The following is a 21,639-nucleotide window of genomic DNA, read 5'->3' as shown; positions in this document are numbered from 1 at the left end:
CTTCCGGGGTGAGGAGTAGTACGTGCTTGAAGAGGAATACCAGCCGCGCCGACAGCTGCCCCGGCACCTCCGGCCGCGGCCGGAGGCCGAGGCCCCGTTCGAATACACGATGCGCGACGCCCAAATCACGGACCTGCCGTACATCCGCGAGATCTACAACTATTACGTCGCCAACAGCACGGTGACCTTCGACGTCGACCCGATGACCCTCGCCGCGTGGCGGAGCAAGTTCTACTACCTCGGCAAGCTCGGGATGCCGTTCATCGTGGCCGTGTCGCCGGCCGGGCAGATCCTCGGCTACGCGCTCGTCAGCCCCTGGAAGGAGAAGCGGGCCTACCGGTTCACGGTCGAGAACTCGATCTACCTCGGCGCCGCCTCCACCGGCAAGGGCCTCGGCCGGGTGCTGCTGGGCGAACTGATCACCCGATCGAAGACGGCCGGCCTCAAGGAGATCATCGCGGTGATCGCCGACCAGGGCGCCGACGCGTCGATCAAGCTGCACCGCGACTACGGCTTCGAGGAGATCGGCCGGATGGGCAAGGTCGGTTACAAGTTCGAGCGCTGGCTCGGCACCGTGCTGATGCAGAAGAGCCTCAAGTAGGACCGGCGCGGGTCAGGCGGTCGGACCCGAGCGGTTCATCCGGCCCACCACGGTGACGACCGTGCGGTGGGGGAGCCGGCCGGCAACCTGGGCGAACACGGAGTTGCGCAGGCCGCTCACGGCGTGCGGCGGGGTGGACGCCCGGTCGAGGGCCGTGAACGTGGTGCGCATGACGTCGGCCACCGTGAGCAGGTCCCGGTAGGAGTCGGCGCTGCGTCCGGCGACCTCGAAGAACTCGGTGTCCACCGGGCCTGGGCAGATCGCCGTGACCTTGAGGCCCGACTGCCTGGTCTCGTACCAGAGCGCCTCTGTGAAGCTGAGCACATAGGCCTTCGTCGCACCGTAGACGGCCATCTTCGGCACCGGCTGGAAGGCCGCGGTGCTCGCCAGGTTCACCAGGGCCGCGCTGGCCGGGTGGGCCCGGCTGGTCCGGAGCAGGTCGGGCAGCAGCGCCCGGGTGAGCGCGGTGAGCGCCGTGACGTTGAGCGCGACCTCGTCGGCGAGCCGCACGGGGTCGGTGTCGGCCAGGTTGCCGTAGGTGGCGAAACCCGCGTTGTTGACGAGCGTGCCGACGGTGATGCCGCGGGTGTGCAGGTCGGCGACCAGCTCGGCGACGGCGCCCGGCGCGGCGAGATCGAGCGGGATCACCGTCGACACCGTGCCGTACTTCTCGGCCAGTTCGACGGCCAGGCCTTCGAGCCGGTCCTGGCGACGGGCGGTGAGCACGAGGTCGGCCCCGCGCTCGGCGAGCTCGCGCGCGAAACCGGCGCCCAGGCCGCTCGAGGCCCCGGTGACGAGGGCGACGGTTCCGATCGGGTTGAACACTCTGTTTCTCATGGTTTCAGGCTACCGAGTCGGCCCGCGTACAGTCGAGGGATGACCGATGCCCCCCTCGACCTGCCCGAGCGGCACACGGTACTGCGTTCCTTCGCCGGCCACCTCGACGCCGCCCCGACCGTTGTCTACCCGCGTCTGCTGCGGGCGCTCGAGCCGCGCGCCGGGGCCGGCGGCCGGTTCCTCTCCGACCCCGCGCAGCGACTGATCGTGGTGCAGCGCGGCTGGTGGTACCGCGGCGAGTACCGGGTGCTCGAGGAGGATTCCGGCTCCGTCGTGCAGTACGAGATCATCAACGTGGCGCAGGTTGCGCACTGGGCCGGCACCTGGGCGGCGCGTTCCGTGCTCACCGCGGCGCCCCGGGCCTTCCAGGCCCTCCTAACCGGAATCGGAGCCTGACCGGCATGACCGAACCACACGAACTGACCGCCCTGGAGCAATGGCAGGCACTGCAGCGCGGCGAGCTCAGCCCCTCCGAACTGACCCGGCACTATCTGGCCCGGATCGAAGCGGCCAACCCCGCCCTCGGCGCGTTCGTCACCGTCACCGCGGATGCCGCGCAGGTGCGGGCCCGTCACGTCGAGGAGCACGTGCCGCGCACGGCGCCGCTCTGGGGACTCCCGTTCGCCGACAAGGACCTCCAGCTCCGCGCCGGGGTGCCGGCCCGGTTCGGCTCCCGGCTGATGCGGGACTTCGTTCCCGCGGAGTCGGACGACCTCGTGGCCGCGCTCGACGCGGCAGGCGGGGTGAGCCTGGGCAAGACCAACACTCCGGAGTTCGGCCTGCCCTCGTACACCGAGAGCCTGGCGGCCGCCCCCGCCCGCAACCCGTGGAATCCCGACCTCGGCGCCGGGGGATCGAGCGGCGGGGCGGCGGTCGCCGTCGCGGCGCGCCTGCTCCCGTTCGCCCCCGGCTCCGACGGCGGCGGATCGATTCGTATTCCGGCCGCGGCATGCGGCCTGGTCGGGCTCAAGCCGTCCCGCGGCCGGGTTCCTGCCGCGTCCGGGATCGACAAGCTCGGCGGCCTCAGCGTCGGCGGGCCGCTGGCGAGGACCGTGGCGGATGCCGCCCTGCTGCTGGACGCGATGGTCACGCCCCGGGGCGGGCATCCGTCGCACCCGTTCGCCCTCCGCGCCCCCGGCGAGGAGGCCCCGCTGCTGGCGGCGGCCGTGCGCGGGGAGGGCCGGTTCCAGCTCGGGGTGATGACCACCTCGGCCTGGGACGGCGACTACCCGATCGACCTCGCACCGGAGGCGATGGCGGCCCTGGACCTCGCCGTCGCCGAGTTCGCCGCCATCGGGCACGGCCTGGAGGAGACGGCGCTCACCCCGGACGAGAGCTACGCGCCGGCCTTCCGCACGATCTGGCAGGCCGGGGCCGCGAGCATCCCGGCCGAGACCGAGGAGGAGTTGCTGCTGCTCGAGCCGCTCACCCGGTGGCTCGTCGGCCGGGGCCGGGCCCTCTCGGCGCGCACCCTGGCCGAGGCGCTCGCCGCGCTCGCCGCCTACGAACGGTCGCTCATCGGCCAGCTTTCCCGCTTCGACGCCGTGCTCACCCCGGCGCTGGCGATGACCCCGCGCCCGGTGGGCTGGTACGACAAGGACGACGGCGAGGCGAACTTCGCCCAGCAGGTGCGGTACACCCCGTTCACGTCGATGGTGAACGTGGCCGGGCTCCCGGCCATCGTGCTGCCGGTGCTGCAGACCGAGGACGGCCTGCCGATGGGCGTGCAGCTGATCGGCCGGCCGGGCGGCGAGGCCACCCTGCTGGCCCTCGGCGCCCAGCTCGAGCGGCGCCTGAGCTGGCAGCACCGGGTGCCGCCCGAGCGGTGACGATGGTGCGGCCAGGGGACCGGCCGGCCGGACGCCCGAACGGCCCCGCCGACCAGGTCAGCTCCGAGGGGCCCGCGCTGCCGGGCGCGACGGGAACCAGAAGCGGTCGCCGGTGAGGAAGACCAGGGCGGGCACCACCAGCGTGCGCACGACGAGGGTGTCCAGCAGTACGCCGATGCAGACGATCACGCCGATCTGGGTGAGTGCCACCACGGGCAGGACGCCGAGGACGGCGAACACCGCGGCGATCAGGATGCCGGCGCTGGTGATGACGGCGCCGGTGGAGGAGAGGGCGCGCACCATTCCCTCCTTCGTGCCGTGCTGCTGGGCCTCCTCCCTGGCCCGGGTGGTCAGGAAGATGTTGTAGTCCACCCCGAGCGCCACCAGGAACAGGAACGCGAACAGCACGACGTTGGTGTTGAAGGCGGGGAAGCCCATCAGGTTCTGGAAGATCGCGTTGGAGGCGCCCAGGCTGGCGAAGAACGTCGCGAGCACGCTCACGATCAGCAGCACCGGCGCGACCAGCGAACGGAGCAGGATGGCCAGGATGCCGAAGACGATGGCGAGGATCATCGGGATGATCAGGTCCTGGTCGGCCTGCGCGCTCGTGCGGTTGTCGAGCGCGGTGGCATCGCTGCCGCCGACCAGCGACTCGGAGACCGCACCGGAGGCATCCGCGTAGCCGGTGCGCAGCGCGGCGATGGTGCCGAAGGTCTCGTCGCTGCCCGGCTCGCTCGCCAGCGAGAGGTTCAGCCGGGTGCGGCCGTTCGCGCTCTCGCCCGGCTGCACGGCCTCGACCCCGGTCGTGGCGGAGGCGAGGTCCGCGGCCTCGGCGGCCGCGGCATCCGGGGCCAGGACGACGGTCTGGCTGGTCAGGCCGGCCGAGAAGGACCGGTCGACGATCTTCTGCGCCTGCACCGACTCCGGGTTGCCGAGCAGCTGGTCGGCCTGGGAGAGGCCGACGGATGCCCCGAGCAGGCCGAGGCTGAGCGCCCCGATGCCAACGATCGAGGTGACCACGATCAGGGCTGGCCGGCGGGCGACTCCGCGGCCGAGCCGGGTCCAGAAGCCCTCGCGAGCCGGCTCCAGGCCGGCCTGGAAGCGGGGGACGAACGGCCAGAAGAGGCCGCGGCCGCAGACCACGAGCGCGGCGGGCAGCACGATCAGGGCGAACAGGATGGCCACGACGACGCCGATGGCGCAGGCGAAGCCCAGCGCCCGGTTGCCGGAGAGTTCGGCGAAGAGCAGGGTGAGCAGGCTGAGCGCCACCGTGCCGCCGCTGGCGGCGATGGCTGGTCCGGCGCTGCGCACGGCGGTGAGCATTGCCGCGTTGCGGTTCTCCACCCGGAGCAGTTCCTCCCGGTAGCGGGCGACGAGCAGCAGGGCGTAGTTCGTGCCGGCACCGAAGACCAGGACGGACTGGATGCCGGACACCGACGGGTCGAGCACGATGCCGAACGGCCCGGCGAGGGCGCCGACCACGACAGTGGACAGGCCGTCGGCCAGGCCGACCACGACCAGGGGAACGATCCAGAGCACGGGGCTGCGGTAGGTGACGATCAGGAGCACCGCGACCACGATCACGGTGACGAGGAGGAGCCGGAGGTCGGCGCCGGCGAACGCGTTGGTGATGTCGGACTGGAAGCCGACCGGGCCGGTGACGTAGGCGGTGAGCCCGTTCGGCAGATCGGACGAGGCCGTCGAGCGGATGTCCGTCGCGGTCTTCCCGATGTCGGCGGTCGCCTTCTTCGCCTCGAGTGGCACGACGCTGATGGCGGCCCGCTTGTCGTCGCTGAACCGCGGCGTCGTCGCCCGGGGAGCGGTCGACTGCTCGCCGAGCGCGGCAGCCCGGTCGGTGATCGCCGTGACATCCGCGGCGGAGAGGTCGGCGCCCGTCCGGCTCCACACCACGATCGCGGAGGTCTGCTTGGCCGAGGGGAAGTCCGCGAGGAGCTTGTCGACCTGGGCAGCCTGGCTCGAACTCGGCAGCCCGGAGGTGGGGAAGTCCTCTGATTTGTCCTGCGGCAGCAGGCTGAACAGCAGCCCGACGGCAACCGCGGTCGCGGCGAGAACGAGCCAGGCCGTGCGCCGACCGGTGATGAACCGCAGGATTGCGATCACAATTTCCTCCAATGAGCCTTATTGCTAAGCATCCTAGCTATGTTTGTACTAGTATGTCCGTTATGGATCAGCGCCGCAACTCAGCTCCCCACGCCGCGCGCGGCGTCGGAGACGCAGCCGGCGAGGCCGGCGTCAACGATTCCGGCGTCAGTGATTCCGGCGTCAGTGATTCCGGCGTCAGTGATTCCGGCGTCAATGACATCGGCCTGCCGCGCTCCGGGGGCATCGGCAACCAACTGCGCAAGATCGTGACGCTCTCCCGGGACTTCGAGCGCCACGTCGGCGCCGCCCTCACGGTGAACCCGACCGACCTGTCCGCGATGGAGCACCTGATGGTCTCCGGGTCGCTGACCCCGAGCGAACTCTCCCGGCGCCTGGAGATCTCCACGGCGGCGACGACCCTGGTCGTGGACCGTCTCGTCACACTCGGTCACGCCCAGCGGCATCCGCACGCCTCCGACCGGCGGAAGGTCGTCGTCGTGCCGGCCGCGGCCTCCGTGGCGAAGGCCGTGGACGAGCTGATGCCCGTCATCGGCGGAGTCGCTTCCCTCACCCAGGAGCTGTCGGCCGAGGAGCGGGCCGTCATCGAGGCCTTCCTCACCCGGGTGGTGGGCATCTACGAGTCCGCGCTCGCCCCCGACCGGGCGCTGGATGCGGGCGGTCCGTCCGCCGCGTAGCCGGAGACCGGCGGTCCGAGCCCCGAGCCCCGCCAGTGGTTCACGCAGGGTGCCCTTATTTTGAGTAATTCAAAACAACGGCTAGCGTGGGGGCATGACGGCGACCGAGGTGACGCAGACCGGGGTGACGCAGCCGAGCGCCGAGGCCTCCGCCCTCGCGCCGGTTGCCGCCGGGGACGGGCTCTCGGAGAGCATCCGTGCTGCCGGACTCAGGGTCACCGCGCCGCGCCTGGCCGTGCTGCGCGCGCTGGCCGACGCGCCGCATTCGACCGCCGACCGTTTGTTCACCGCCGTGCGCACCGACCTCCCGGGCACTTCGCTCCAGGCCGTCTACGGGGTGCTCGCTGCCTTCACCGACGCCGGGCTCGCCCGAAAGATCGAGCCGTCCGGCTCCGCGGCCCTGTTCGAACGCCGGGTCGGCGACAACCACCACCACATCGTCTGCACCCGCTGCGGCACCGTGCGCGACGTCGACTGCGCCGTCGGCGAGGCACCCTGCCTGACGCCCGACGACGCCGCCGGCTTCGCCGTGCGTGCCGCCGAGGTCACTTACTGGGGCCTGTGCCCTGCCTGCCAGGTCGAACTGGCCACCACTCTTACCGGACCACCACTGCTGTCGAACAAAGGAGCACGATGACTATCAAGCCCACCACTACCCAGACGGGAACGCCCGTCGCCAGCGACGAGCACTCCCTGACCGTTGGCACCGACGGAGTCACAGCCCTGCACGACCGCTACCTGGTCGAGAAGCTCGCCCAGTTCAACCGCGAGCGCATCCCGGAGCGCATCGTCCACGCCAAGGGTGGCGGAGCGCACGGCACATTCGAGGTCACCGGTGACGTCTCCGCGTACACCCGCGCCGCGGTCTTCCAGCCCGGCACCACCACCGACACGCTGCAGCGCTTCTCCAGCGTCGCCGGCGAGCAGGGCAGCCCCGACACCTGGCGCGACGTGCGCGGCTTCTCGGTGAAGTTCTACACGACCGAGGGCAACTACGACATCGTCGGCAACAACACCCCCGTCTTCTTCATCCGCGACGGCATCAAGTTCCCCGACTTCATCCACTCCCAGAAGCGCCTGCCGGGTTCCGGCCTCCGCGACGCCACGATGCAGTGGGACTTCTGGACACTCTCTCCCGAGTCCGCGCACCAGGTGACCTACCTGATGGGCGACCGCGGCCTGCCGCGTTCCTGGCGCGAGATGCCCGGCTTCGGCTCGCACACGTATCAGTGGATCAACGCCGAGGGCGAGCGCTTCTGGGTCAAGTACCACTTCACCTCCAACCAGGGCAACATCGAGATGGAGGGCTCGGAGGCCGAGCTCATCGCCGGCGCCGACGCCGACTACTACCGCCGCGACCTGCACGACGCCATCGAGGCCGGCGACTTCCCGTCCTGGGACGTCTCGGTGCAGATCATGCCCTACGAAGAGGGCAAGACCTACCGTTTCAACCCGTTCGACATCACCAAGGTCTGGCCGCACGCCGACTACCCGCTGGTCAAGATCGGCACGCACACCCTCAACCGTAATCCGCAGAACTTCTTCGCCGAGATCGAGCAGGCCGCGTTCTCGCCGGCCAACTTCGTGCCCGGCATCGCGGCGAGCCCCGACAAGATGCTGATGGCCCGCATCTTCTCCTACCCCGACGCGCAGCGCTACCGCGTCGGCACCAACTTCGCCGAGCTTCCGGTGAACGCGCCGAAGGCGCCGGTGAACAACTACTCGCAGGATGGCGCGGCGCGCCACCACTACAACGCCCCGGAGGCACCGAACTACGCTCCGAACTCGCTCGGCGGCCCCGTCGCCGACCCGCTCCTCGCTGCGGAAGGCGGCTGGGAGAACGACGGCGAACTGCTCCGTGCCGCCGCGCAGCTGCGCAGTGAGGACAGCGACTTCGGCCAGGCCGGCACGCTCTACCGCGACGTCTACGACGAGGCGGCCAAGGCTCGGTTCCTGGACACCATCACCGGCGCCATCAGCGGCGTCGAGCGGCCCGAGGTCACCGAGCGGGCCATCGGCTACTGGACCAGCGTGGACGCCGACCTCGGCGCGAAGCTGCGGGCGAACCTCGCGGCCTGGGCCGAGGCAGACCTGCTGGCCGAGGCATCAGCGGGCTACGCCGCCGAGTAGCCCAGCGCCGCAGCATCAGCGCTGACGGAAACGCCCGGTCTCCTCGCGGAGGCCGGGCGTTTTCGGTGCTGCCGCAGGGCCTCGATGCCCCGCAACCTCGGGTCAGACGGGCGGGAGCAGGGTCGTGAGCGCAGCCCGCAGGCGGGCGTCGGCCTCGGCCGCGACGTCCTTGATCTCCGGCGCGTGGCTCAGTTCCACCATGATGGCCGGGTTGATCGCCTGCACCGTGGTCTGGGCGGCGCCGGGCGCGCGCCGCACCACCACATTGCAGGGCAGCAGCGCCCCGATGCTCGGGTCGGCGGCGATCGCCCGGCTGGCGAGCTGCGGGTTGCAGGCGCCGAGGATGAGATAGTCACCCACCGCATCCGCCTGTTCCGCACGGAGTTTCGCGGTGAAGGTGGCGTGCACGTCGATCTCGGACAGCACCCCGAATCCCTGATCGGCCAGGGCGGCCCTGATGAGTCGAACGGCCTCGTCGAATGAAGCGTCCACGGTGATGGTGTGTGCGTAGCTCATTGTCCTTCTCCTCTGCTGGGTGGTCACTCCGGTACCGGAGCGGCCGATTCGCGGGTCATGGCCTCACTGCGAGCCCAGAGGCCGGCGGCCAGGGCGGGGTCGTACGCCTGCGGGTTCGCCTTCTGCACCACGCGCTTCTCGTAGTACTCGCCCGAGATCCAGTCCGTGCCCGGCGTCGCCGTGGCCAGCCAGGTCAACGTGTCGGCACCCTGCTCCGGCGGCATCAGGAAGCGCTTCAGCGGGGTGCGGTAGATCAGGCGCATGACGCTCGTCGAGCCGGCGGCGAAACCGGTCGCGACCACGCCGGGGTGGAACGCTGCGGTGGAGATTCCCTGGTCGTGGAAGCGGTGGTGCAGCTCCCGGGTGAAGAGGATGTTGGCCAGCTTGGCATTCCCGTAGGCCCGGTTCGGCGAGTACGAACGTTCCGCGTCGAGGTCGTCGAGGTCGAACTTGCCGAAGACGCTGTTCGCGGCGCTGGAAGTGTTGACCACGGTGGCCGAGCTCTCGCTGAGCCGGTCGATCAGGAGCGTCGTCAGCAGGAACGGAGCGAGGTGATTGACCTGGAACGTCTTCTCATGGCCGTCGACGGTGAGCTCGCGGGTGCCCATGATGCCGCCGGCGTTGTTGGCCAGGACATCGATCCGCGGGTAGCGCTCGCGCAGTTCGCCGGCGAGGGTGCGCACCTCGTCCAGCCGGGCGAAGTCGGCCACGAAGAATTCCAGGCCGAGCTCGGCGGCGATCGACGCCGTTTTGGCGGGGGAGCGCCCCACGATCACGACGTGTTCGCCGTCCGTGCTGAGTTTGCGGGCGGCGGCGGCCCCGATGCCGTCGCTGGCGCCGGTGATGATGATCGTTCGCTGGCTCATCTGTGTTCCCCCTGGGCGAGGTAGCCGCCCTTGTCGAGTCCTGCTTCGATTTCGAACCGGTTCCGGAGCGGATTGCGGCCGGCCACCAGGTAGAGCAGCGGGAAGACCATCCCGTACCGCTGCCACTGGCGTTTGTGCACGGCCTCGTGTTCCAGGATCCGGTCGCTGACGTTCTGGTCGGTCAGGTAGCAGCTGCCCACGCAGGAACCGCCGCGACCGAAGGCCCAGGCCGGCATCCCGCGGAAGACCACGAGGCCGCCGCGGCGTTCGACCCGGCCGGTGCTCCAGACGGAACCCCAGACCAGGCCGATCACTGTCGCATAGAGGTAGCCGGCCCGGCTGACGGGGGAATCGAAGAGGATGCTGCGCACCTCCCCAGAGTAGGCGCTCTCGGCCCGACCCAGCTGATCAGACGGTCATCTCGAGCGGCCGGAATCGTTCGGTTCCTCCGCCGTGAGCGAACCGGCGTGGGCGCGTGCGGTTGGGTCTCGGCGCACCTTGACCAGGCTGGCAATGGTCGTCACGGTCAAGACGACGCTGATGACGATGAGGCTCACGTTGGTGCTGACCTCCGGCACTCGGTCGTCGAGGCCATGCCCCCAGTGCAGCACGAGCTTGACGCCGATGAAGGCCAGGATGATTGCCAGACCGGTGGAGAGGTAGACGAGGCGGTCCAGGAGCCCCTTGACGAGGAAGTAGAGTGCGCGGAGCCCGAGAAGGGCGAAGGCGTTCGCGGTGAAGACGATGTACGGTTCGTCGGTGATCCCGAAGATCGCCGGGATCGAGTCGAGCGCAAACAGGAGGTCCGTGCTGCCGATGGCCAGCAGCACGATGAAGAGCGGCGTCACGGCTCGGCGGCCGTCCAGGCGTGAGAACAGGCGGCCGCCGTCGTACTCTTCGGTGACCGTCAGGCCGCGACGGGCCACGCGCACCAGTACGTTGTCCTGCACATCCGGGTCCACATCGCGGTGCCGGTAGAGCTGAACGGCTGTGAAGATCAGGACCAGACCGAAGATCAGGAACATGAAAGAGAAGAGCGAGAGCAATGCGGCACCGAGCGCGATGAAGATCGCTCGCATGACCAGGGCCAGGGCGATGCCGAAGATGAGAACCTTCTGCTGGTACTTGGCCGGCACGGCGAAGGTCGTCATGATGATTACGAAGACGAAAAGGTTGTCGATGGAGAGGCTTTTCTCCACGATGTAGCCGGCGAAGTATTCCGCACCGAATTCCCATCCCACTTGCGCGGCGAAGACCAGGCCGAAGCCGATAGCCACGGCAATGTAGAGAATCGACGAGATCGCGGCTTCGCGGAACTTGACCTCGTGCGGCCGGGCAGCAGCGAGACCCAGGTCCAGTGCGAGGAGCCCCAGGATGACGGCGATGGTGAGCGCCCAGCGGAGCGTGGTCACTTCGAGCATGGGTGGCCTTCCCGTTGTTTGAGACGAGTCCGGCGTCCACCGAGAATCGTTCACCCAGAATATCGGGGTGGGACGGCAACCACGTGCTCTCGTGTCCACCGTCCGGATCTGTGCCGATACGCTCCCTGCGCCTCGTGGCGCAGGTTTGAGAAGCGGGCGGGCGGTGCACCCTGCGCCGGCTTCACAAACCTGAGCCGCGAGCTGGTTCCGCGTTCGGCAGACCGGACGGCCGCGGGCCGAAGAGCTCGGACAACGGGTCGGGGGTTCGGGGCTACGGTCGCCCGTACTCCTCGAGCAGCCGCAGCCACACCTCGCTCATCGTCGGGTAGCTCGGCACGGCGTGCCAGAGCCGGCGGATCGGGACCTCGCCGACCACGGCGATGGTGGCCGCGTGCAGGAGTTCCGCGACGTCCTGGCCGACGAAGGTGACCCCGAGCAGCACGTCCCGGTCGAGGTCGACGATCGCCCTGGCCGTTCCGGTGTAGCCGTCGGCGTGCACGCTCGACCCGGCGACCCAGCCCAGGTTGTAGTCGAGCACCCGGATGCGGTGGCCGGCCTTCTCTGCGGCCGCCTGGGTCAGCCCGACCGACGCGACCTCGGGGTCGCCGAAGGTCACCTGGGGGACCGCGGCGTGGTCGGCCGTGGCGACGTGGGTTCCCCAGGGGGCGTCGTCGACCGGCCGACCGGCGGCCCGGGCGGCGATCACGTCGCCGGCCGCCCTGGCCTGGTACTTGCCCTGATGGGTGAGCAGGGCGCGGTGGTTGACGTCCCCGGTCGCGTACAGCCACTGCCCGGCCAGTTCCGGCGCGGTTCCCCGCACGAGCATGGTGTCGTCGACCGTGAGCCAGTCGCCGGGGGTGAGGCCGACCGTTTCGAGGCCGAGGTCGCCGGTGTGCGGCACCCGGCCGGTGGCGACGAGCACCTCGGCGGCGGTGACCGTGGTGCCGTCGTCGAGGGTGAGTGCGACCCGGCCGTCCTCGGTGCGCGCCGCGCCCGTCGTGGACACCCCGGTGAGCACGGTGACGCCGCTCTCCCGGAGCGAGGCCGTGACGAGGTCCCCGGCGAACGGTTCCATCCCGCCGAGCAGGCGGCTGCGCACGATCAGGGTGACGTCGGCGCCGAGGGTGGCGTACGCGGTGGCCATCTCGACCGCGACGACGCCCCCGCCGATCACGGCGAGGCCCGCCGGGATGCTCCGGGCGCTGGTGGCCTCCCGGCTGGTCCACGGTGCGACGTCGGCCAGTCCGGGGATGTCGGGCAGCAGCGCGGCGGAACCGGTGCTGACGACCACGGCGTGCGCCGCCGTCAGCACGGTGCTGGTGCCGTCCTGGTGGGTCACGGTCACCTCGCGCACCCCGGTCAGCCGGGCGTGGCCGCGCACGAGGTCGATCCCGGTCTTCTCCAGCCAGCTCACCTGGCCCTCGTCCGACCAGTTGCTCGTGAAGGAATCCCGGCGGCGCAGCACGGCCGCGACATCCAACTCGCCGGTGACGGCCTCGGCCGCGCCGCCGACGCGCCGGGCGGCGGTCACGGCGGCCCCACTGCGGAGCAGCGCCTTTGAAGGCATGCACGCCCAGTAGGAGCATTCGCCGCCGACGAGTTCGCTCTCGACGATCACCGTGCGCAGGCCGCCCTGCACCGTGCGGTCGGCGACGTTCTCGCCCACCGCTCCGGCGCCGATCACGATCACGTCGTAGTCCGTGCTGCTTTCGGTCGGGTCTGCCATGGCTGTTCTCCTGACTGCGGGGCGGGTGGTGGTGGTCAGCGGTGGTGGTGGTCAGCGACCGACGAAGGCCGCGGGCGTGCGGGTGAGGAACGACTCCATGCCGATCCGGGAATCCTCGGTCACGGCGAGGCGGGCCAGGGCCGGCTGCAGTTGCGCCTCGGCCGCCGCGTCGCCGTCCCGCACCGCGGTGCGGGCGTTGGCGAGAGTCGCCTGCACGGCGAGCGGCGCCTGGCCGGCGACCCGCTCGGCCAATTCGAGGGCGCGGGCGAACTGGGTGCCGTCCGGCACGACCTCCTGCACCAGTCCGATCCGGTGGGCCTCGGCCGCGTCGAACATGTCGCCGGTGAGGATCCAGCGCATCGCGTTCCCCCAGCCCGCGGTGCGAGGGAACCGGATGGTGGCGCCGCCGAAGGGGAGGATGCCCCTGGCCACCTCGATCTGCCCGAACCGGGTGGACTCGGCCGCGATCGAGATGTCGCTGGCCAGCATGAGTTCGATGCCGAGGGTGAGACAGGTGCCCTGCACAGCCATCACGACGGGCTTGGACAGAGCGTGGCCGTCGACCTGCCAGGGGTGGATTCCGCCCTCCGGCACCATGTCGAGGCCGTCCGGGCCGAGGCGCGGCCCGATGTCGGCCAGGTCGAGGCCGGCGGTGAAGTGGTCCCCGACCGCGTAGACCAGGCCGACCCGCAGCTCAGGATCGCGCTCGAGCTCCCCGTAGGCGAGGGCGAGCTGCTGCAGCAGGGCGAGGTCGGCGGCATTGCGCTTCTCCGGCCGGTTGAACCCGATCAGGAACACGTGTCCCCGCCGCTCGGTGATGATCCTCGGCTGGTCGGAAACGGGGTTCTGCAGGCTCACGGATGCCTCCTTTGGCGTCGTGACGCTCGGCGCGTCGGTCCCATGCTACGGGGCGGGTACCCAGGGGTCGGATGCGGCGGGTCGCGCTCCCGGGCGGGCCGGGGGACTCCCCGGTCAGCGTGTGAGAGCTCCGATGATCCGGAGGATGCTCGGCAGGTCGTCGGTGGCCGCCTCGGGTGAGGCAGGGGCGAAGCCGGCGATGGTCGCCCCGGCGAGCGTGAACTCGCCCCGCAGTGCGGTGATCGCGCGGTTGAGCGCGTCGAGGCTCAGGCCGAACGGCATCAGGTCGGCCAGCCCGGCCAGGATGGCCGGATCGAGCACATCGAGGTCGATGTGCAGGTAGAACGAACTCGCCCCGGTGGCGCGCACCGCAGCGAGAAGCACCTCCGGGGAGGTGAGGTTGTCGATCGACAGGGTCGCCACCGAGCGTTCCTCGATGAACTCGGCCTCGGCCGGGTCGATGTCACGCGCCCCGCCGAGGATGACCCGCTCCAGCGGCACCCGGTCGTCGCCGGACAGCGCCAGGCCGTCGGTGCCCTCGCCGATGATGGCGCGCAGCACCATGCCGTTGAAGGCGCCGGACGGAGACGTCTCCGCCGTGTGCAGGTCGGGATGCGCGTCGAGCCAGACCAGGGCGAGATCGCCCGGGTGCTGCCGGGCGGCGTGTTCGACGGAGGCCAGGGACACCCCGCAGTCACCGCCGATCGTCAGCACCGGCGTCGTCGTGGTGCGCAGCGCCGACGCCAGGCGCTCGCGCACCATGACCAGGGTGGAGAACCGGTCGATCCCGGTGTCGAGGGCATCGCCTGCCTCGACCGGGACGGGGACCTCCCGCGTCGCGGACGAGGGAAGATCCCCTCGGATGGCCTCCGCCCCGTCACTCAGGCGCATCGCGCGAGGAGAAACCGAACCCTGCCACTGCGGTACAACAACGAAGGTGGGAGCCATACCCTCAGTATGCTCCCCTCCGCTTGCGGCGCGCGAGCGGGTGGACCGCGTGTGCGGCACCCGATCGCCTGGCCGGCTTCCCGCGCCGGCTACTTCTCGATCTCGCTCGTGCCGCCGGCCTTGAGCGCGGCGAGCCGGGCGTCGACCTCGGTGAGTTCACCGAGGTCCTCGAGGCTCTCGAACTGGGCGTCGAGGCTGGATGCGGCCAGCTCGCTGGCGCCGCGAACCCGGGCCTCCTCGCGGCGGATCTTGTCCTCGAACCGGGAGACCTCGCTGGTCGGGTCCATGATGTCGATGCTCTTGACGGCATCCATCACCTTGGTCTGGGCTTCGGCGGTCTTCGAACGGGCGATCAGTTCGTTCCGCTTGGAGGACAGCTGGTTCAGTTTCTCCTTCATGGCGTTGAGGCCGTTCTTGAGCTGGGCGACGACGGCCGACTGGGACTCGATCTGGGGCTCGGCGATCTTCGCCTCCTTCTCGGACTGCAGCTGGCGGCCGAGGGCCACCTTCGCTAGGTTGTCGAACCGGTCGGCGTCGGCGGCGGCGCCCGCCGCGCGCAGCTCGTCTGCCTTGCGGCTGGCGGCCAGCGCCTTGCCGCCCCATTCGGTGGCCGCTTCCACGTCTTCGCGGTGGTCGTCCTCGAGCAGGCGCAGATTGCCGATGGTCTCGGCGATGGCGCTCTCGGCGTCGGCGATGCTGTTGGTGTAGTCGCGCACCATCTGGTCGAGCATGAGCTTCGGGTCCTCGGCGGAATCCAGGAGCGCATTGATGTTGGCCTTCGCGAGCTGGGCGATGCGGCCGAAGATGGACTGTTTTGTCATTGCAGTGTCCTTTCGAGGATCAGACGGGGTTGAACCCATTCTGTCGGTGTGTGCTGGGTGAATGTGCCGGTTATGAGTGAAAACGTCGATGACGGATGCGGCGCTGAACCTAGAACCTGCCCCCGCCTCCCCGCCGTGAACGGGTGGCAGCCCCGCCGAATCCGCCGGGGATGCCGAAGCCGCCGCCCCCGCCGCGGCGTCCGCCCCCGCCGCCCCCGCCGAAGATACCCCCGCCCCCGCCGCCGAGGATCGAGTTGATGATGATGCCCCCGAGAATGGCTCCCATCATGCCGTTGCCGCCCCCACCGCGGTTGCCACCTCCGCCGGCGAAGACGTCGCCGAGCCCGCCGGCCGCCTGGCCGCCGGAGAATCCGTTGACGTCGTTCCGGGCGAGGGCGATGGCGTTGGCGGCCAGGGAGTTGGCCCGGGCGGCGGCGGCGAGGGCGGCATCCGGGTTGACGGCGCTCGCCGACTCCGCCTCGACCAGGAGCCGTCCGGCCTCGGCCAGGCGGGTGCGTGCCTCCGCGCCGACCGCGCCCCGCCGGGCCGTGATGAAGTCCTCGGCGGCGGAGACCTGGGCGCGGGCGGCCAGCAGGTTCTGGTTCAGGGCGGCCTGGGCGCGTTGAGCGTTCGCCACGGCGTCGCGCACGCCCTGCAGGGCCGCATCCATCTGGGTGTTGGCGGCCTCGAGCCTCTGCATCAGTTCGAGCGGGTTGATCCGGGTGGCCCCGAGCCGGCCGGTCACCTCGCCGATGGCCTGCTCGGTCGCGGCGATCACGCCGGGCAGGGCGCCGGAGGCGGGGGTGTCCGCAGGCAGCCCGCGGGCGGTGACCAGGTCGGCCTGCAGCTCGGCGAGGGTTGAGGCCACGCTGGCGGTCGCGGTCTGCAGGTCCGTGCCGAGCCGGTCGACGGCGTCGAGCAGCAGCCTGGCCTGGTCGACCGATTCCTCGGCCGCGCGCACGCCCACGGCGGCGGCAGCGGTCTCCCCGGCGGTCAGGCGCGTATTCGCCTCGGCCAGGGCTGCCCCGGCGAACGCGATCCGTTCGCGCGCCTGGCGCGGGTTGTCGGCGACGGTGGCGATCGCGTTGTCGGTGTACCGGGCGGTCAGGGCAGCCAGGGCTGCGTCGGCCGAGGTGACGCGCGCCTCGATCGCGGCGACCTCCTGGGTTGCCGCTGCGACGGCCTCCGGAGCCTTCTTCTCCAGTTGCCGGAGCTCGTCGAAGTCGTCGGTCTGTTCGTCGAGGGCGGTATTGGCTCGGGTGCAGAGGTCGATGATCCCGGCGTACCAGTCCCGTTGCTGGGCCTCGGAGTCCGGCTCGGAGTCGTCGAGCCGCTGCTGCAGGGTGAACGCCTCGGTGAGTTGCGCCTTCGCGGCGGTCAGGGCGGTCTGGAAGGCGCCCGTCGCCGCGGTGCTGTACTGGGCGATGGCGAAGCCGAGTTCCTGCTCGCTCGACTTCACCGCGTCATCCGTCTGCACCAGCGCGCTCGCCGCGCGGCGCTTCAGCTCCGCGGTCGGCAGGGCCTGCAGACCCGTCGGCGGCACGCCGGCAGGCGGAAGCTGGGCCTTTCTTCTGCCACGCACGATGAAGAAGACCACGGCGCCCACGAAGAGGAGACCGATCACGATCAGGATCACCAGGATGACGCCGACCGTTCCGCCGGATCCCTGGCCGGGGGTGGCATCGCCCGGGGTGATCTGCGGGGCGGTGACAGCCGTGCCCGTGATGCCGGCGCGGAGTCCGTTCGCCGCACCGATGGCCGCGCCGGCCCAGTCGTTGACCCGAAGCGCCGGCTCGATCGCGACGGTCTCGACCTCGCGGAGCTGGGCGTCGGTCAGGGCGAAGTCGGGGGCGACCGACAACTGGTATTCCCGGTCGCCGGTGGCGATGGCCAGCAGCACGTCGTTGGTGCCGAGACCGTTGTCGTCGGCGGTCTTGTCCGCCCACTGCTGGCGGTCGGCCACGCCGGTGAACGCGTCGACGTAGACCACGAAGAGATCGGTGCGCGTGTCGGCATAGAGCTTGTCGAGGGCGGCGGTCACCTCGGCACTGCGCGCGGTGACCGCGCCGACCTTGTCCGCGATGTGGCTCGCGCCGAAGGTGACGGGGTCTTCGGCCCAGGCGAGGGTGGGAGCGGCGAGGACGGGTACGGAGACGGCGAACAGGGCCGCCATTGCGACAGGCATCAACCACCGTGACCGCATGGGCCCACATCCTCACAAACCGTCGATACGCTGGTGTTTCTCGTGCCGAGCATAGAACGGTCTGGCGTTTCACGTCTAGGAACCGGCGGGACCACTTTCGCCGGGCGGAGCGGGTCGCCGGCGGGCCGGCGGTGTGCCGCCCGGTCCGCACTGTTTCGCACTGTTACGGGGCCGCTGGCGGGATCCCGGCATAGTCTCCAGACTGGTGGAACCACAACGACCGAAAGCGGAGGCGAACATGAAACGGGACTTCTCGCCGTCGCAGCTCGTCTCCGTGGACGTCTCTTCTGAGGACCTGCCCCGCCTCGCCATCGTCGAGGTCACCCGCCACCGGCCGGACCGGCCCGCCTACCACGCCAAGGTGCAGGTGCTCAATGCCTCCGCGGTCTCCGCCGGAGAACAGGGCGGCTGGCGAGTGACGCGTCTCGCGGCCGCCGACATGACTCCGGCCGAACTGCTCGCGGCAACGGATGACAGCGACGCCATCCTGATCATGGGCGGCGAGGACATCACCCCCCGGTTCTACGGCGGTTCCGACGGCTATGAGGGTGAGACCCGCCACTATGACGCGGCCGACGAGGGGCAGATCGCCCTCGTGCACCGCGCCGTGGAGCGGGACACCCCGCTCCTCGGAATCTGCCGCGGGCTGCAGGTCATCAACGTAGCCCTCGGCGGCGGCATCGTGCAGCACATCGAGGACGGCATCCACCGCAACGTGGACGTGCCGGTCGATCAGATCCTGCGCGAGCACCCCGTCGAGCTCCTCGACGGCAGCGGACTGCTCGACAGCCTCGGCTCCGTCGCCGTCTCGGTGCAGAGCGCCCACCACCAGAGTGTCGGCCGGCTCGGCGCCGGGCTGGTCCCCGCGGCGATCGCCCCGGATGGCCTTGTCGAGGCGGTCGAACACGAGTCGGCGCCGATCACCGGGGTGCAGTGGCACCCCGAGGCGCCGGATGCCCCGGCCGAGCAGCTGCCGCTCCTCCTCGCAGCCTTGCAGCGCCAGGTTGCCGACGCACGCGTCGCCGATCTCGTCGCGGCCTGATCGAAACCCGGCCTGATCGAAACCCGGTCGGACGTCGTGGTGGTCCGACCTCCGACCTGACGATTCACCGGGTTCGGGAATGCGTTGCCCCGGTCGGGGGGTTGGGGTCAGGGTGAGGTGCGCACCATCATCCGCGCACCGCCCCCGACAGAAGGAGAACCCGGAATGACGGCAGCAGTCTCAGCAGTCCCCACCCTCGCGCTGAACAACGGGCAGGCGATCCCTCAGCTCGGTTTCGGCGTGTTCCAGATCGACCCGGCCGACACCAGGCGCGCCACGCTGGCAGCGCTGGAGGTCGGCTACCGCCACATCGACACCGCCGAGATGTACGGCAACGAGCAGGGCGCCGGCGAGGCCGTGCGTGAATCCGGGCTCGACCGCTCCGAGGTGTTCGTCACCAGCAAGCTGAACAACGGCTTCCACAAGCGGGAGGACGCCCTCGCGGCCTTCGACGCGAGCCTGTCCACCCTCGGGTTCGACTACCTCGACCTGTTCCTGATCCACTGGCCGCTGCCGGCCGTCGGCGACTTCGTCGAGACCTGGAAGGCGCTGGAGGAGATGCACGCCTCCGGACGGGTGAAGACCATCGGCGTCTCCAACTTCCAGCAGCACCACCTGCAGCGCCTCTTCGACGAGACCGGCACCGTTCCCGCGGTCAACCAGATCGAGGTGCACCCCTACCTGACCCAGGACGACCTGCGCGCGTTCAACACGGCGCACGGCATCGCGACCGAAGCCTGGTCGCCGATCGCCCAGGGCAAGGTGCTCGGCGATCCCGTCATCACGGCGATCGCCGACCGGGTCGGCCGCTCGGCCGCCCAGGTCACCCTGCGCTGGCACCTGCAGCGCGGCGACGTCGTCTTCCCGAAGTCGGTGACCCGCAGCCGGGTCGAGGAGAACTTCGCCCTCTTCGACTTCGAACTCACCGCTGACGACGTCGCGGCCATCACGGCGCTAAACCGTGACGAGCGCACCGGACCGAACCCGGACGAGTTCAACTACATCCCGTAACGGCTAACGGCTAAGGGGAACGTTGCGGCGAGGGCTGCGGAGAGGTCGGCGACCAGATCGTCGGCGTCTTCCAGCCCCACCGAGAGACGCAGGTGCCCGAACTCGCGGAACTCCGGCGGGTAGGCCGCCACCCGCGGGCCGGAGGCGTCGACGTGCACGATCAGGGTCTCGTCGTGCCCGAGCGACACGGCCGAGGTGATCACCCGCAGGTTCGACACGAACCGGTTCTGGGTCGCCGCGTCGCCGGTCACCGCGAACGCCATCATGCCGCCGAACCCCCGGCCGAACTGGCGCACCGCCACGGCATGCTGCGGATGCGACGCCAGCCCCGGGTAGGCGACGTAGGCCACCCGCGGGTCGGCCTCGAGGAACTCGGCGACCAGCTGCGCCGACGCGCAGTGCTGGCGCAGCCGAAGCGGCAGGGTGACCGAGCCGCGCATGATCAGCCAGGCGTTGAACGGGCTGATCACGCCGCCCACGTCGACCATGGCGTCGAGCTTGATCCGGCGGATCAGGTCGGCGCGGCCGATGACGGCGCCGCCCATCGCGTCGCCGTGCCCGTTGATGTACTTCGTCAGCGAGTGCACGACGAGGTCGGCGCCCAGCGCGAGCGGGCGGAACAGCGGCGGGGGAGTGAAGGTGTTGTCGATCGAGAGCAGGGCCCCGGCCGCATGGGCGATCTCGGCGATGGCCGCGACATCCGTCACCTTGGTGGTCGGGTTGCCCACCGACTCGATGTGCACCAGCCGGGTTTCCGGGCGGATGGCCGCCCGCACGGCGGCCAGATCGGTCGGATCGACGAAGCTGGCCTGGATGCCGTACTTCTCCGGCAACAGCTCGGTGAACAGCCGGAAGACGGCCTCGTAGGTCACATCGGCGACGACGACGTGGTCACCGGTCTTCAGCAGCGTGAAGAAGATCGCGTGCAGGGCCGCCACGCCGCTCGCGAGGGCGACGGCATCCTCGCCGCCCTCGAGCACGGCGAGCTTGCGCTGCAGTCCCAGCTGGTTGGCGCCGCTGTTGCGGGTGTACAGGGGAACGTCGGTGCCCGACCAGCTCAGGGCCGCGGGGTCGTCGGGGAGCGCATAGGAATTCGCCATCACGATGGGCGTGCGGAGCGCGCCGGACCCGGTATCGATCTCGTTGCCGGCGTGCACCGACTGGGTGGCGAACCCGAGACTGCGCGGGTCGTGCTTATCGGGTCGGGGCTGGGTGCGCGGCGAGGTCATGGTTCCAACCTATGGGTGGACGCCGCCGCGCGCCGGAACGTTACGCTCGTCTACATGGGCCAGGGCAGAACACGCAGCACGCCGAGGCGCCGGACCCCGGGCCGCCGGCCGGCCTCGCCCAGATCAGGGTCAGGCGCGGGCGCATACCTCGCCATTCCGGCGTTCGTCGTGGTCTGCCTGGTGCTGAACGCGATCTGGCCGCTGTCGCCCTGGGTCGCGGGTGTCTATCTCGCGGCGAGCGTGTGCTGCTTCGTGGTCTATGCGGTGGACAAGTCAGCGGCGACGGCAGGCCGCTGGCGAGTGCCGGAGAGCACCCTCCTCGTCTGGGGTGCCGTGGGCGGCTGGCCCGGCGCCATCGTCGCCCAGCAGACCCTCCGTCACAAGACCAAGAAGGCGAGCTTCCGCACCGCCTTCTGGGGGACCGTGGTGCTGAACGTTGTCGCCTTCGTCGGGCTGACCTCGCTGCTGCTCTCCGGAGTGATGGCCGGATAACGGTGTGCGGGCGGTCGACGCCTGGTCGCGCACTCGTCTGGTCTCACATCGACGTCTGGCCTCACCTCAAGCAGCGCAGCGGGCTCAGAACGGCGGGTCGTCGGGGACATCAGACGCCGACGACGGCGGTCCGGTCGGAAGGATCGTGGCGGGTTCGGTGATGAAGTCCCGTCCGGTCGGGGAGGTCCAGGTGAGGATGCCGCCGGGTTTCTGGGTGACGGTCCACCGGGTCTGGGTTTTCAACGCGTGGTTGGGTTTGCACAGGTGGGCGAGGTTGTCGTGCGCGGTCTCGCCGAGCAACCCCCAGTCAT

General features: G+C 70.3%; 21 protein-coding genes and 1 pseudogene. 9 read left to right on the top strand and 13 right to left on the bottom strand.

All coding sequences use genetic code 11. The features are described 5' to 3' along the window. Window positions 1–22 precede the first annotated feature (22 nt). Window positions 23–601: a GNAT family N-acetyltransferase gene (locus IWX89_RS14600; protein WP_196904277.1), complete on the top strand. Its 579-nt coding sequence runs from the start codon at window positions 23–25 to the stop codon at window positions 599–601. 12 nt (window positions 602–613) lie between these two features. Here the strand turns inward: IWX89_RS14600 and IWX89_RS14595 are convergent, their stop codons facing one another. Next, window positions 614–1,438: an SDR family oxidoreductase gene (locus IWX89_RS14595; RefSeq protein ID WP_196904276.1), complete on the bottom strand. Its 825-nt coding sequence runs from the start codon at window positions 1,436–1,438 to the stop codon at window positions 614–616. Between the two features lie 39 nt (window positions 1,439–1,477). Between IWX89_RS14595 and IWX89_RS14590 the strand changes: the two genes are divergently transcribed. Together IWX89_RS14590 and IWX89_RS14585 are read left to right on the top strand one after the other, a co-directional pair. Then, complete coding sequence (locus IWX89_RS14590; protein WP_196904275.1) at window positions 1,478–1,834, top strand: hypothetical protein; 357 nt, start codon at window positions 1,478–1,480, stop codon at window positions 1,832–1,834. Between the two features lie 5 nt (window positions 1,835–1,839). After that, window positions 1,840–3,267 carry an amidase gene (locus IWX89_RS14585; RefSeq protein WP_196904274.1) on the top strand — a complete coding sequence of 476 codons (1,428 nt, stop codon included), beginning with the start codon at window positions 1,840–1,842 and terminating at the stop codon, window positions 3,265–3,267. Window positions 3,268–3,324: 57 nt separating this feature from the next. Here the strand turns inward: IWX89_RS14585 and IWX89_RS14580 are convergent, their stop codons facing one another. Next, a complete protein-coding gene (locus IWX89_RS14580; protein ID WP_196904273.1) occupies window positions 3,325–5,388 on the bottom strand; it encodes an MMPL family transporter in 2,064 nt (687 codons plus the stop codon). Between the two features lie 62 nt (window positions 5,389–5,450). Here IWX89_RS14580 and IWX89_RS14575 point away from each other — a divergent pair, with 62 nt between their 5' ends. The 3 genes from IWX89_RS14575 (at window position 5,451) to IWX89_RS14565 (ending at window position 8,195) form a co-directional block, all read left to right on the top strand. Then, window positions 5,451–6,065 (top strand): MarR family winged helix-turn-helix transcriptional regulator, encoded by a 615-nt coding sequence (locus IWX89_RS14575; RefSeq protein WP_231383338.1) that lies wholly within the window; start codon window positions 5,451–5,453, stop codon window positions 6,063–6,065. 94 nt (window positions 6,066–6,159) lie between these two features. Continuing rightward, the gene (locus tag IWX89_RS14570) at window positions 6,160–6,702 is read left to right on the top strand and encodes a Fur family transcriptional regulator (RefSeq protein WP_196904272.1); all 543 of its coding nucleotides are present in this window, start codon (window positions 6,160–6,162) and stop codon (window positions 6,700–6,702) included. Continuing rightward, window positions 6,699–8,195: a catalase gene (locus IWX89_RS14565; RefSeq protein ID WP_196904271.1), complete on the top strand. Its 1,497-nt coding sequence runs from the start codon at window positions 6,699–6,701 to the stop codon at window positions 8,193–8,195. Before IWX89_RS14570 ends, IWX89_RS14565 begins: the two co-directional genes overlap by 4 nt. Window positions 8,196–8,297: 102 nt before the next feature. Here the strand turns inward: IWX89_RS14565 and IWX89_RS14560 are convergent, their stop codons facing one another. From IWX89_RS14560 to IWX89_RS14520, 9 genes are all read right to left on the bottom strand, one after another. Continuing rightward, on the bottom strand, window positions 8,298–8,711 hold the full coding sequence (locus IWX89_RS14560) for a DUF302 domain-containing protein (protein WP_196904270.1): 414 nt from the start codon (window positions 8,709–8,711) through the stop codon (window positions 8,298–8,300). Between the two features lie 23 nt (window positions 8,712–8,734). Then, the gene (locus tag IWX89_RS14555; RefSeq protein ID WP_196904269.1) at window positions 8,735–9,577 is read right to left on the bottom strand and encodes an SDR family NAD(P)-dependent oxidoreductase; all 843 of its coding nucleotides are present in this window, start codon (window positions 9,575–9,577) and stop codon (window positions 8,735–8,737) included. Continuing rightward, the gene (locus tag IWX89_RS14550) at window positions 9,574–9,948 is read right to left on the bottom strand and encodes a Fe-S oxidoreductase (RefSeq protein WP_196904268.1); all 375 of its coding nucleotides are present in this window, start codon (window positions 9,946–9,948) and stop codon (window positions 9,574–9,576) included. The genes IWX89_RS14555 and IWX89_RS14550 overlap by 4 nt, the downstream gene beginning before the upstream one ends. A gap of 45 nt (window positions 9,949–9,993) precedes the next feature. Next, window positions 9,994–10,998: a TerC family protein gene (locus IWX89_RS14545; protein ID WP_196904267.1), complete on the bottom strand. Its 1,005-nt coding sequence runs from the start codon at window positions 10,996–10,998 to the stop codon at window positions 9,994–9,996. A gap of 271 nt (window positions 10,999–11,269) precedes the next feature. After that, window positions 11,270–12,724 (bottom strand): NAD(P)/FAD-dependent oxidoreductase, encoded by a 1,455-nt coding sequence (locus IWX89_RS14540; RefSeq protein ID WP_196904266.1) that lies wholly within the window; start codon window positions 12,722–12,724, stop codon window positions 11,270–11,272. 51 nt (window positions 12,725–12,775) lie between these two features. Then, window positions 12,776–13,582: a crotonase/enoyl-CoA hydratase family protein gene (locus tag IWX89_RS14535; RefSeq protein ID WP_307836576.1), complete on the bottom strand. Its 807-nt coding sequence runs from the start codon at window positions 13,580–13,582 to the stop codon at window positions 12,776–12,778. A gap of 114 nt (window positions 13,583–13,696) precedes the next feature. Then, the gene (locus tag IWX89_RS14530; RefSeq protein ID WP_196904265.1) at window positions 13,697–14,530 is read right to left on the bottom strand and encodes an arginase family protein; all 834 of its coding nucleotides are present in this window, start codon (window positions 14,528–14,530) and stop codon (window positions 13,697–13,699) included. 89 nt (window positions 14,531–14,619) lie between these two features. Next, window positions 14,620–15,351 (bottom strand): PspA/IM30 family protein, encoded by a 732-nt coding sequence (locus IWX89_RS14525; protein ID WP_196904264.1) that lies wholly within the window; start codon window positions 15,349–15,351, stop codon window positions 14,620–14,622. A gap of 109 nt (window positions 15,352–15,460) precedes the next feature. Beyond that, window positions 15,461–17,536 (bottom strand): TPM domain-containing protein, encoded by a 2,076-nt coding sequence (locus IWX89_RS14520; RefSeq protein WP_231383337.1) that lies wholly within the window; start codon window positions 17,534–17,536, stop codon window positions 15,461–15,463. 256 nt (window positions 17,537–17,792) lie between these two features. On the opposite strand from IWX89_RS14520, the gene IWX89_RS14515 reads away from it, so the two are divergent. Together IWX89_RS14515 and IWX89_RS14510 are read left to right on the top strand one after the other, a co-directional pair. Beyond that, complete coding sequence (locus tag IWX89_RS14515) at window positions 17,793–18,596, top strand: gamma-glutamyl-gamma-aminobutyrate hydrolase family protein (protein ID WP_196904262.1); 804 nt, start codon at window positions 17,793–17,795, stop codon at window positions 18,594–18,596. A gap of 165 nt (window positions 18,597–18,761) precedes the next feature. Further along, window positions 18,762–19,607 (top strand): aldo/keto reductase, encoded by an 846-nt coding sequence (locus IWX89_RS14510; RefSeq protein ID WP_196904261.1) that lies wholly within the window; start codon window positions 18,762–18,764, stop codon window positions 19,605–19,607. On the opposite strand, the gene IWX89_RS14505 is transcribed toward IWX89_RS14510, so the two are convergent. Then, complete coding sequence (locus IWX89_RS14505; protein WP_196904260.1) at window positions 19,595–20,836, bottom strand: PLP-dependent aspartate aminotransferase family protein; 1,242 nt, start codon at window positions 20,834–20,836, stop codon at window positions 19,595–19,597. The two genes, IWX89_RS14510 and IWX89_RS14505, sit on opposite strands and share 13 nt — an antisense overlap. 54 nt (window positions 20,837–20,890) lie before the next feature. Here IWX89_RS14505 and IWX89_RS14500 point away from each other — a divergent pair, with 54 nt between their 5' ends. Beyond that, window positions 20,891–21,328, top strand: coding sequence for a DUF1294 domain-containing protein (locus IWX89_RS14500; RefSeq protein ID WP_196904259.1), 438 nt, complete (start codon window positions 20,891–20,893; stop codon window positions 21,326–21,328). Window positions 21,329–21,412: 84 nt separating this feature from the next. Here the strand turns inward: IWX89_RS14500 and IWX89_RS14495 are convergent. Further along, window positions 21,413–21,639: pseudogene (locus tag IWX89_RS14495) on the bottom strand (HNH endonuclease); the annotation flags it as partial.

Source organism: Cryobacterium sp. MP_M3, assembly GCF_015752155.1.
GTDB lineage: Bacteria > Actinomycetota > Actinomycetes > Actinomycetales > Microbacteriaceae > Cryobacterium.
Note: the sequence above shows the minus strand (reverse complement) of the source record. Positions and strands in the feature narration are given on the sequence as shown.

Bases quoted from the DNA above. Each gene is read 5' to 3' on its own strand.
- IWX89_RS14515 (WP_196904262.1), top strand. From the start codon at position 17,793: ATGAAACGGGACTTCTCGCCGTCGCAGCTCGTCTCCGTGGACGTCTCT.
- IWX89_RS14520 (WP_231383337.1), bottom strand. From the start codon at position 17,536: ATGCCTGTCGCAATGGCGGCCCTGTTCGCCGTCTCCGTACCCGTCCTC.
- IWX89_RS14500 (WP_196904259.1), top strand. From the start codon at position 20,891: ATGGGCCAGGGCAGAACACGCAGCACGCCGAGGCGCCGGACCCCGGGC.
- IWX89_RS14560 (WP_196904270.1), bottom strand. From the start codon at position 8,711: ATGAGCTACGCACACACCATCACCGTGGACGCTTCATTCGACGAGGCC.
- IWX89_RS14575 (WP_231383338.1), top strand. From the start codon at position 5,451: ATGGATCAGCGCCGCAACTCAGCTCCCCACGCCGCGCGCGGCGTCGGA.
- IWX89_RS14585 (WP_196904274.1), top strand. From the start codon at position 1,840: ATGACCGAACCACACGAACTGACCGCCCTGGAGCAATGGCAGGCACTG.
- IWX89_RS14505 (WP_196904260.1), bottom strand. From the start codon at position 20,836: ATGACCTCGCCGCGCACCCAGCCCCGACCCGATAAGCACGACCCGCGC.
- IWX89_RS14555 (WP_196904269.1), bottom strand. From the start codon at position 9,577: ATGAGCCAGCGAACGATCATCATCACCGGCGCCAGCGACGGCATCGGG.
- IWX89_RS14545 (WP_196904267.1), bottom strand. From the start codon at position 10,998: ATGCTCGAAGTGACCACGCTCCGCTGGGCGCTCACCATCGCCGTCATC.
- IWX89_RS14595 (WP_196904276.1), bottom strand. From the start codon at position 1,438: ATGAGAAACAGAGTGTTCAACCCGATCGGAACCGTCGCCCTCGTCACC.
- IWX89_RS14525 (WP_196904264.1), bottom strand. From the start codon at position 15,351: ATGACAAAACAGTCCATCTTCGGCCGCATCGCCCAGCTCGCGAAGGCC.
- IWX89_RS14565 (WP_196904271.1), top strand. From the start codon at position 6,699: ATGACTATCAAGCCCACCACTACCCAGACGGGAACGCCCGTCGCCAGC.
- IWX89_RS14540 (WP_196904266.1), bottom strand. From the start codon at position 12,724: ATGGCAGACCCGACCGAAAGCAGCACGGACTACGACGTGATCGTGATC.
- IWX89_RS14570 (WP_196904272.1), top strand. From the start codon at position 6,160: ATGACGGCGACCGAGGTGACGCAGACCGGGGTGACGCAGCCGAGCGCC.
- IWX89_RS14590 (WP_196904275.1), top strand. From the start codon at position 1,478: ATGACCGATGCCCCCCTCGACCTGCCCGAGCGGCACACGGTACTGCGT.
- IWX89_RS14530 (WP_196904265.1), bottom strand. From the start codon at position 14,530: ATGGCTCCCACCTTCGTTGTTGTACCGCAGTGGCAGGGTTCGGTTTCT.
- IWX89_RS14510 (WP_196904261.1), top strand. From the start codon at position 18,762: ATGACGGCAGCAGTCTCAGCAGTCCCCACCCTCGCGCTGAACAACGGG.